At 58.3% G+C, this 618-nt stretch carries 1 protein-coding gene; it reads left to right on the top strand.

Features of this window, described 5'->3' with window-relative positions:
* The coding region (locus MKP05_RS21400; protein WP_240570151.1) for a protein adenylyltransferase SelO family protein at positions 1-543 on the top strand (543 nt) is incomplete at its 5' end.
* Positions 544-618 lie beyond the last annotated feature (75 nt).

Below are 618 nucleotides of genomic sequence, written 5' to 3'. Positions count from 1 at the left end.
GGCTTCCTTGACGATTTCCAACCGGACTTCATCTGCAACCACTCCGATTATCAGGGGCGCTACAGTTTTGAAAACCAGCCGGCGGTGGGGCTGTGGAATCTGCAGCGTCTCGCCCAATCGCTGTCGCCGTTTATCAGCGCTGAAGCGTTAAACGCGGCGCTGGATGAGTATCAGCACGCCTTGCTGACCGCTTATGGCCAGCGGATGCGCGATAAACTCGGCCTGTTCAGCCAGCAGAAAGGGGATAACGACCTGCTGGACGGGCTGTTTGCCCTGATGATCCGCGAGAAGAGCGACTATACCCGGACGTTCCGCCTGCTGAGCCACAGCGAACAGCTCAGCGCCGCATCGCCGCTGCGCGATGAGTTTATCGACCGCGCGGCCTTTGACAGCTGGTTTGCCGGGTATCGTGCGCGGCTGCGTGATGAACAGGTGGACGACGCGCAGCGCCAGCAGAGGATGCAGCAGCTTCTGCAAATAAATCCGGCTCATGATAAGGCGCATCTGATTCGCCATGCCCTGCAAAGCGGCATTTTTTCCTGAACCTCAATGGGCGGGCTCGGCCCGCCTGAACCCTACTGTTCCCTGCGTTTCCCTTATAGAGGAATCATTATGAAC

It is taken from the genome of Halomonas flagellata, from assembly GCF_022487945.1.
GTDB classification, from domain to species: Bacteria; Pseudomonadota; Gammaproteobacteria; order Pseudomonadales; family Halomonadaceae; genus Halomonas; species Halomonas flagellata.
Note: the sequence above shows the minus strand (reverse complement) of the source record. Positions and strands in the feature narration are given on the sequence as shown.